Source organism: Streptomyces sp. SID1328, assembly GCF_009865595.1.
GTDB classification, from domain to species: Bacteria; Actinomycetota; Actinomycetes; order Streptomycetales; family Streptomycetaceae; genus Streptomyces; species Streptomyces griseoluteus.
In genome coordinates this window covers 1-606 of sequence record NZ_WWKH01000950.1, presented here as the reverse complement: position 1 = coordinate 606, position 606 = coordinate 1, and the positions used below count along the sequence as shown (strand labels likewise).

The 606-nt window shown below is 78.4% G+C and carries 1 pseudogene; it reads right to left on the bottom strand.

From position 1 onward, the window contains the following. Nucleotides 1-606 (bottom strand): annotated as a pseudogene (locus GT030_RS30620) (hypothetical protein); the annotation flags it as partial.

Here is a 606-nt window from a genome sequence, read left to right as displayed (position 1 = left end):
CGCCCGCTCCGCCGCCAGCGAGCAGGCGAACGGCGCCCAGGCGCGCAGCCCTTCGGCCCCGGTCGCCTCGCCGGTCGACCCCGGCCGGCCCGCGGTGAGGTGGGCGGGCACCAGCTCGCCCAGGTCGCTGGAGAGCTGGGTGCCGGAGCCGTCCGTCAACTGGAGCACGGTCCAGGAAGTGCAGTCGCCCGCCCGCAGCGCCGGGCTGGCCAGCGGAGAGGTGACCCCGTCGGCCAGGGTGAGCGCGGTCGGCGCCGACTCCGGCTTGGTCAGGTCCCGCCCGGCGGCCTTCTTCACCCAAGGGGCGGTCAGGTAGCGGACGTTGCCGTCGGAGCGGCCGAGCACGAGCGCGCTCGCCTCGGCGCCGGTCGCGCCGTCCACGCGGGCGAAGTCGAGGGCCGCCCCCTCGGTGCCGTCCCTCGGCTCGGCGTAGCGGGCGATGCGCAGACCGTCGTAGAGGATCACCACGCGGGCCGCGTCCACGTCGCCCGCGTACAGGAGCTGGGGCGGTCCGGCGGGGCCGCCGGTGAAGGTGCCGGGGGTGGCCGAGACCCGGACCGTGGCGCCGGGGCGGGCCCAGACCGCGAGCGCCCGGCGCAGCAGGCC